Origin of the sequence: Corallococcus exercitus, assembly GCF_003611585.1 — a bacterium.
GTDB lineage: Bacteria > Myxococcota > Myxococcia > Myxococcales > Myxococcaceae > Corallococcus > Corallococcus exercitus.
In genome coordinates this window covers 1-7,930 of record NZ_RAVW01000438.1, presented here as the reverse complement: position 1 = coordinate 7,930, position 7,930 = coordinate 1, and the positions used below count along the sequence as shown (strand labels likewise).

Genomic DNA, 7,930 nt, shown 5'->3' with positions numbered 1-7,930 from the left:
ATCACCGGCAGTGCGCGAGCGAGCAGCGGCCCCGCGCGGCGCAGCGCCGCGCCCCCGAGTTGGCCCACCCGCCGCACGCCCCGCGCGACGCCGCGTGCCGCACTGCGCACGCGCCGGGCGATGCGGCCGAGGAACGCCTCCGCGTCATCCGCGTCCATCGACTCCAGGACGAAGGGGTTGAGCGTCCGCGCGAGCGCCACCGCGGCGGGACCGGACACGAGGCGTTGGGCAGTGGTCGGCATGTACAGACCGCTGGCCGGGTCCTGCTCGAACGCGTCGAAGCCGTCCTCCTCCAGGAAGGCGTCCTCCGCCTCGGCCTCGGCGAACAGCTCCTCGAAGCCGTCGTCCGCGAAGCCCTCGCCCTCGAAGGGGTCTTCCTCGAAGCCCTCGGCCTCGAAGCCCTCCAGGTCGCTGAACTCGTCCGCCAGCTCCTCCAACTCCTGGAGGGCATCCGCGCCCTCCCAGGGGTCCATGGCGTCGAGGGACTCCACATCGGACATGAACTCAGCGCTGGTCATCGCTTCCCCCTCGCACGGCGCAACCTCCGCCCATCACGGGCCCCAAGTTGGAGAAGGCACGCGAGGAGTGGCAGTCACTCGTTTGAGCTAGTGCTGGCGGAAATCGCGCACGCCAGCACCCGGGAAGCGACGACGCAGGACCTGCTTCAGCGGCTCAGGGCTTCACGCACGCGGCCTGGCCGCCCGCGTCCTTGTACGCCTTCACGCGCTTGACCAGGTTGCCGCCATCCGTCTCCGGCGTGGTCTGCTCGTAGTTGCCCGCGCCGAAGAGCATGCCCACGCCGCCCGCGGCGGCCACTTCGCCCGGGTGGGTGAGGAAGTAGTCCACGCGGTTGTCGCGCCACTTCTGTTTGCTGTTGGGCAGGGCCATGTTGCCCACCGGCAGCTGCCACCAGATGTGCGGCTTGTTCAGCCGCGTGGACACGGCCTTCGCCCAGGTGAAGGCCTGGTGGAAGTGCGGCAGCTTGCGGTTCTCCGGATCCCACCAGACCGCGTTGCCCGTCGTCTCCTGGTACCAGCCCGCGTCCCGGTCGGACGCCTCCACCGTGACGAAGTCCGTGTCGCCCGCGCCCACGGACAGGAGGAAGTCCGCGACCTTGTTCGCCTCGCCCGCCACGTCGAACGACGCATCCGTGTTGCCGGACACGTCCGTCTTCGTCGCCCACGTGCTCGCGTGCAGGCCCACCTTCGCGTTGGGCGCGTACTTGCGCACCATGGCGATCATGCACCTGCCCAGGCCCGCGGCGTTGTTCTCCTGGGTGCCGCAGTCCGTGGGGTTCGCCGCCTTCACCGCGACCGGCGTGGACTGCGCCCGGCCGTCGTTGGGGAAGAACTGGAGATAGGCCCACATGTCCGGCTCAATCTGCAGCAGCACCTTCTCCTGGCCCACCTGCTTGAGCAGGAACCGCCAGTCCGCGAGGTAGCGCCCCAGGAACGCCGAGTCGTTGAGCGCCTTCAGCTGCTCCTCGCCCTCCGTGTAGCCGCTGGCCTGGAACGCCTCGTAGTACGTGATGAAGGGGAGCTGCCCGTTCGCCTGCGCGGACTTGATGAAGCCGCGCACGTAGTCGCCGGGCGGCTGCTGGACGTCCTGCCAGCAGCCCCACCAGTTGCAGCCGCCGTTGGCGCACGACGCGCCGGCGGACGTGCACCCGGACGTGCACGACTGGCACGCGTCCTTCGAGTCGAACACGCCCGCCGCGATGTAGAGGTAGCGCACGTCGAAGGGCGCCGCCTTCGCGGTGTCGTCCTCCATCTGCGCGCCCACCAGCACCGTGCTCTTGCCCAGCGTGGTGAGGAACTTCGCGCCCAGGCACTCCGAGCCATCACCCGGCGTCACCCCGGGCCCATCCGTGCCCGGTCCAGGCTCGTCACCCGGCGAACTCGAATCCGAACAGCCCGCCACGGCCAGCAGGCTCGCGGCGAGGAACGGCCAACACTTCCGACGAAACAGGGCAGGGGTCCGCATGATGTCCAGAATCCTACTCCGCCCCCGCGCCCCCACGCCTCTCTCCCCTGAGCGGTTGTTCTCGCATTCCAAGGAAGTCTTGAGTCACGCTCGCCCCACCGGCGAACAGCCGGCCTTCCCCCGAGGTGTGCGAGATGAAGCTCCGATTGTGTGTGCTGCTGGTGCCCGCGCTGCTGGCGGCCGGCTGCGGTCCCCTGGATGAAACTCCCTCCGAGCCGGTCATCGACGAGCTGACCGGGCAGGTGCTCCAGGAGGCGACGACGAAGTACGACATGCACCGCCTGCTGGAGGACTCGGACGTCACGGGCGGCACGGGCATCACTCCGGCGCAGGTGCAGGCCTTCCTCCAGCAGCAGGGCTCGTACCTGGCGGGCTACACGGACCCGGCCTACGGCAAGACGGCGGCGACGCTCATCGTGGAGCGCTCGCGCGCGTCCAACATCAGCCCGCTGTACATGCTGGCGCGCATCCAGGGCGAGTCCAGCCTCATCCAGAGCGGCACGTCCACGAACCTGAGCAAGGCCACGGGCTGCGGCTGTCCGGACACCAGCGGCTGTGACGCGCAATACGTGGGCTTCGGCAAGCAGGTGGAGTGCGCCGCGAAGAAGATGCGCGGCTACCTCACCGACCTGGAGGCGGGCCGCGCCACCATCTCCGGCTGGAAGACGGGCGTGACGAAGTCCACGTCCGACCCGTGCACGGTGACGCCGGTGAACAACGCCACCGCGGCGCTCTACACGTACACGCCCTGGGTGGGGGCGTACGCCATCCAGTGCGGCCGCACCACGGTGGGCGGCTCGTCGCTGATGGCGTCCATCTACAACCGCTACAAGACGGCCTACCCGTGGACGCTCACCACCGCGGAGGGCTGCTACTCCGGCACGGTGGACGCCACGGTGCCGGAAGGCTCGTGCGTGCAGAGCTCGTCGGACGCGCTGTGGCGCCAGTGCTCACAGGGCGTCTTCATTGGCGGCACCACCGCGAAGCCGTCCAACTGCAACGTGTCCTTCCCGTACTGCGTCTCCACGCGCCTGGGCCGGGGCGTGCCCACGCGCACCTGCGTGCAGGTGAGCAGCACCGTCTGGCAGCAGTGCGGCGCGGAAGGGGTGTGGCGGGACGCGCCGGGCGCGGGCACCACGGGCGTGGGGCCCATGGGCACCTGCTACGCGACGTACGCGCTGTAGCCGTCACGCACCGCCGCCCGGACGCGCGTCCGGGCGGTCAGTATTCCTTGGACCAGATGAGGTCCAGGCCGCCGGAGCGCGCGTCGCCGTACATGCCCTCCAGGCTCCAGCGCGGGCTGAAGAGGTACTGGAAGCGCACGGCGTTGGCGTTCTCCCCCTTCTGGAGGTTGGCGCCCACGCGGCCGGTGTAGCCGACGTAGATTTTGTCCGTCACGTACGTGCCCACCTCCAGCTTGGTGCCGGCGATGCCGCCTTCACCCGCCTCGATGGAGAGCACGTCCAGGGGCAGCTTCGCGGCAATGGCCTTGCGCGCCTCGTTGGCGACGAACGAGCCCACCACCGAGGCGGCCTGCGCGCCCGCGTTCATGGACGCGCCGGAGCCGCGCTCCAGCGTGCGGCGGCCGGTGGCGAGCAGCGTGTAGATTTCGGACTCCGGCAGGGCCGGGTCGCTCGTCGTCTTCAGCGTCACCTCCTTGCCCTGGCCTCGCACGGTGACGAAGACGGTGACGTTCGCGTTGTCGTTGCGGTGCTCGGCGGTGACGTTGATGTACGGCATCATCACCGGGCCGGTGAAGCGCACCTGGCTGTCGCGCTGCACGTCGAAGCGGCGGCCCAGCACGTCCACGCGGCCCAGCAGCACCATCACCTCGCCGAACATGCGCGCCTCGTTGGCGTACTCGACGCGGAAGCCCTCGGACAGGCCCAGCTGGACGTTGAGGTCCGTGCCGCGCACCCAGAGGTTGCGGGGCGCGTTGATGTTCACCCAGAACTGGCGCTGCGGCGCCTCCTCCTCCTCGCCGTCCTCCGCCAGGGCCTCGGCCTCCGCCTGCGACGTGGGACCGCCCGCGCCGCCGCTGCCGCCCACGGTGGGCTCCGGGTTGCCGGGCATGCCGGGCGAGTCCGGGGCGTTGCGCGGGTTCCGAGCCTTCTGCGACGTCGCCACCTGCGTGGGCGCCTGCTCCTTCTTCTTGCGCTTGTCCACGGGCACGCCGTTGCGGACCATCACCACGTCCACGGGGCGCTCCAGCGGCTGCAGGTCCTTGCGCTTGGCCTCCGGCAGCTCGACGTGCGCCTCCGGGATGGACAGGTCGCTGATGTTCACCAGCCGTTCGCTGAGGCTGCCCTTCATGGACAGGTTCAGCGTGAGCAGGGCCATCAGCTGGTCCTCCACCACGATGGGCAGGTTCTTGGTGTGGCCCTTGCCCTCCAGGATGAACTCGCCGCCCTTGCCCTGGCGGTTCGCGGTCGCCGTCAGCTCCAGCGAGCCGTTGCCGGACTTCGCGGTGAGCTGCTTGAGCTCGATGCGCTTCTCCGACGCTTTCAGCGCGAGCTGGATGTCGTTGTACTCGCCGTAGCCCATCAGCCCCAGCTTGCCGTTCTTCCACTCCAGGTCGCCCTTGAAGGTGGGCGCGCCCACGGTGCCGCCCAGGTTCGCGTCCGCCTGCATGAGGCCGCCCAGCGAGCGCACGTACGGGGAGATGCCGGAGAGGAACGTCGGGTCGAAGCGGCGCGCGCGCAGCGACACCTCCACCGGCGCCCGGTCCACCTTCTTCGCCGGCCCCTGCGCGGCCTGGAACGCGGGCAGCGACAGGTCCAGCTCCATGGTGCCGCCCAGCAGCAGCGACCCGCCGCCGGGCGCGGTGAGCATCGCGTCGAAGAGGGACTTGGCCTGCGAGTAGGAGTAGTGCAGCCGCGCCTGTCCCAGCGCCGTCTGCGCGACGCCCAGGCCCTGCATGCCCGCGTTCAGCTCCAGCTCCGGGGCCTCCGGCGTGCCGCGCGCGACCAGCTCCATGGACAGCACGCCCTGCGGGCCGCGGTTGCCCTGTCCGGGCTGCCGCACCGCCATGCCGGGAAGCTCACTCAAGGGCACGGGCCCCACGCGCCCCTTCATGCGGAAGGGCACGCGGGCGATGACCTCGCGGTCCTGGAGCGCGGCCAGCGGCGCCAGCACGCGCGCCTCCAGCGTGGCGAGCGGCCCGTCGGGGCGCTGCACGTCCAGCGTCAGCTTCACGTCCTCGTTGCCCGCCAGCGCCAGCGCGGTGCCGTTGAGGGGCGGCAGGCCGTTGGCGGTGACGCCCTTCGCCTGCATCTCCACGCGGCCCAGCGGCGCGAGCGCGGAGCCGTTCACGTCCGCCTTCAGCGTCACCGTGCCGTCCGGCTTGTCCACGCCCTCGGCGCCCTGGAGCAGCTTCAGCGGCAGCTCCGCGATCAGCGCCTCCAGGTGCAGCGGCGCCTCCAGCGCCTGCGCGGGCGTGGGCGGCTTCGCGATGACGCCGCCCAGCGTGAAGGGCGTCTTCAGCGCGACGTAGGCCTGCGGCGCGATGCCCTTCACGTCCAGCCGGGCGCCCAGCGTGGCGTCGTTCGCGTCGGAGTTCGCGTGCAGCTCGAAGCCCAGCGCCTGCGCGAAGAGGGCCTCCGGCCGGCCGGGGTAGCGCAGGTCCGAGCCCACCACCGTCAGGTCCAGGCGCGGGTCCTTCGCGGAGCCGCTCACCGCCAGCATGCCGGTAATCTGGCCGGTGGGGCCAGGCGGCTGGGCCGCGAGCTTCAGCGTCTCCGCGACGTCCAGCTTCTCCAGGTGCACCGTCAGGGACAGCGGCTCGTTGCGCCGGCGCAGCACGCCCTGCACGGGCACGTCGAACTTCGAGGACACGCGCGCCGCGTTCAGCTCCGCGCCCAGCGTGCCGGTGGCGCGGTCCTTCACGTACTGCGCCTTCACCTGGAGCCCCAGGCCCTGGTACCCACGCGCCTTGCCGTCCGCCAGGGTGAGGTCCACGTCTGCGTCCGGCCGCGCCATGCGCCCCTTCGCCGCGACGTGGCCGGACAGCGTGCCGCCCAGGCCCAGGTCCTCCGGCACCGCGATGCGCGGCAGCTTGGACAAGTCAAAGGCGCCCAGGTCGATGCGCGCGTCCACGCGCTCGCCGTCCTTCACCGCGGCGATCTTCAGCGTCTGCGGCCCCGACGCGAGCGCCAGCGGCGGCTCCAGCGCGATGCGCCCGCCCCCGAAGGCCAGGTGCGTGGGCTGCTGGAGCGTCCAGGTGGCCTCCGGCCAGGACAGCGAGAAGGCGCGCATGGCCAGCCCCTCGTTGTCCGCGTCCACCGTGCCCTCCACGCCCAGCGCGAGCTGCGCGTCGCCCTCCACCCGCACGCTCGCCTTCAATTCGCGGTGCTCGTCGGTGGTGAGCGCCAGGGACAGGTCGCGGAAGGTCTTGCCCCCGGTCTTCAGCTGGCTCACCAGCACGGTGGCGTCGGTGGTGAGCGGACGGGTGACGTCCGGCACGCTCGCCTTGAGCGTCAGGTCCGTGATGGCGATGTCGCCGTAGTTCAGCGCGACGAAGTTGCCGTCCGCCTTCACGCCCGGCGAGCGCGGAGGCCCCTGCACCAGCAGCTCCAGCGAACCGCTGCCGGACATGGGCGGCACGGTGCCGCCGGGCAAGAGCTTGTTGAGCGCCTGCGACAAGAGCTTCAGGTCGCCCGCGGACAGGCTGCCGCGCGCCTCCAGCGCCTTCGACGTGCCTTCGCCCGACGCGATGAGCGCCGCGCCCGGCATCATCACGCGCAGGTTGGCCACGTTGTAGCGGCCGTCCTTGGCGCTGGCCTTCATCTCGATGGGGCCCACCGACTGGCCCCGGTACTCGGACGGGGACACCGTGAGGGCCACGTCGCCGTCCAGCGTGTCCACGCTGTCGCCACCGCCGTGCGCGACGAGGTCCGCGGCGATGTTGGTGGGGATGCCCCCCTCCATCAGCTCCGCCAGGTTGACCCCGCGCGCCTTCACGGTGGTCTCCGTGGTGCGGTACGTCTTGAGGTTCACGTCGCCCGTGAGGTCCAGCGTGGCCTTGCCCGCGGAAGCGCCCAGTCGGGCCTTCGCGAGGTCTCCGTCCATGGACGCGGTGCCCTTGGCTTCAATGGGCACCACCAGCGGGTACGCGGGCACGAAGGCCTTCACCGGCTCGGGCGGAACCCGCAGGCGGCGCAGCTCCACGGCCGCGGCCGTCTCACCGGACTGCTTCGCGCCCAGGTCCGCCTCGATGCCCGCCAGCGCCAACTGCGCGTCCACCTGGCGCACCACGTCCTTGCCCTGGCCCTTGAGCACCAGTCGCACCGGGCCCGTGAGCGGACGGGTGAGGCCGCCCGTGGCCTGCAGGTCCGCGGCGAAGTCCATGTCGGCCAGGGCGTAGTGGCCCTCGCCCTTCGCGCCGAACTCCTCCAGGCGCACCTGGCGCTCGCCGCCGTCCGGCAGCTCCTGCTGGAAGTCCACGTAGCCGTGGCTGAGCTCGAAGTCCTTGAGGTTGATGCGCAGGGCGCTCTTGCTCTGGGTGGGCGGCTCCTCCGGCTTGGGCTCCCGGGGCTCCAGCGCGCGCATCAGGTTGAGGCCGCGCTCGTCCTGCACCAGGTACAGGCGGGGCGTCTCGATGCGCACCTTCGTCAGGTCCACCTGCTGGCCCAGCAGCGGGGACAGGTTCAGCCGCGCCTCCACGCGGGCGATCTCCGCCGCCAGGTCCCCTTCGGGCGTGTAGATCTTGATGCCGGTGAGGACCGCGCCGTTGAGGTCCAGGTCGAACCCGCCCAGCTCCAGCCGGCCGGCGAGCTGCTTGTTCGCCAGGTCCACGCCGAAGCGGGCGATGCGCGCGGAGCCGCCCGGGCTGGTGGCGTACACGAGCGCGCCCACCACCAGCAGGACGATGAGGCCGAGCAAGCCCAGCAGGCCCCAGAGGATCCGCCGTCCCCAGCGCTTGCGCCGGTGGGGCGGGGCGGCGGGGGCG

At 71.2% G+C, this 7,930-nt stretch carries 3 protein-coding genes and 1 pseudogene; 1 reads left to right on the top strand and 3 read right to left on the bottom strand.

What is annotated here, in order from left to right:
* Both D7W79_RS35010 and D7W79_RS35005 read right to left on the bottom strand, forming a co-directional pair.
* A pseudogene (locus D7W79_RS35010) lies at nt 1–518 on the bottom strand (hypothetical protein); the annotation flags it as partial.
* 154 nt (nt 519–672) lie between these two features.
* Entirely contained in the window at nt 673–1,983 is a 1,311-nt protein-coding gene (locus D7W79_RS35005; RefSeq protein ID WP_244222141.1) for a hypothetical protein, read from the bottom strand.
* 134 nt (nt 1,984–2,117) lie between these two features.
* Here D7W79_RS35005 and D7W79_RS35000 point away from each other — a divergent pair, with 134 nt between their 5' ends.
* Nucleotides 2,118–3,167: a hypothetical protein gene (locus D7W79_RS35000; protein WP_120529661.1), complete on the top strand. Its 1,050-nt coding sequence runs from the start codon at nt 2,118–2,120 to the stop codon at nt 3,165–3,167.
* Nucleotides 3,168–3,204: 37 nt separating this feature from the next.
* Here D7W79_RS35000 and D7W79_RS34995 read toward each other — a convergent pair.
* The coding region (locus D7W79_RS34995; RefSeq protein WP_244222140.1) for a translocation/assembly module TamB domain-containing protein at nt 3,205–7,930 on the bottom strand (4,726 nt) is incomplete at its 5' end.

Coding starts and splice junctions, on each gene's coding strand:
- D7W79_RS35000 (WP_120529661.1), top strand. CDS start 2,118: ATGAAGCTCCGATTGTGTGTGCTGCTGGTGCCCGCGCTGCTGGCGGCC.
- D7W79_RS35005 (WP_244222141.1), bottom strand. CDS start 1,983: ATGCGGACCCCTGCCCTGTTTCGTCGGAAGTGTTGGCCGTTCCTCGCC.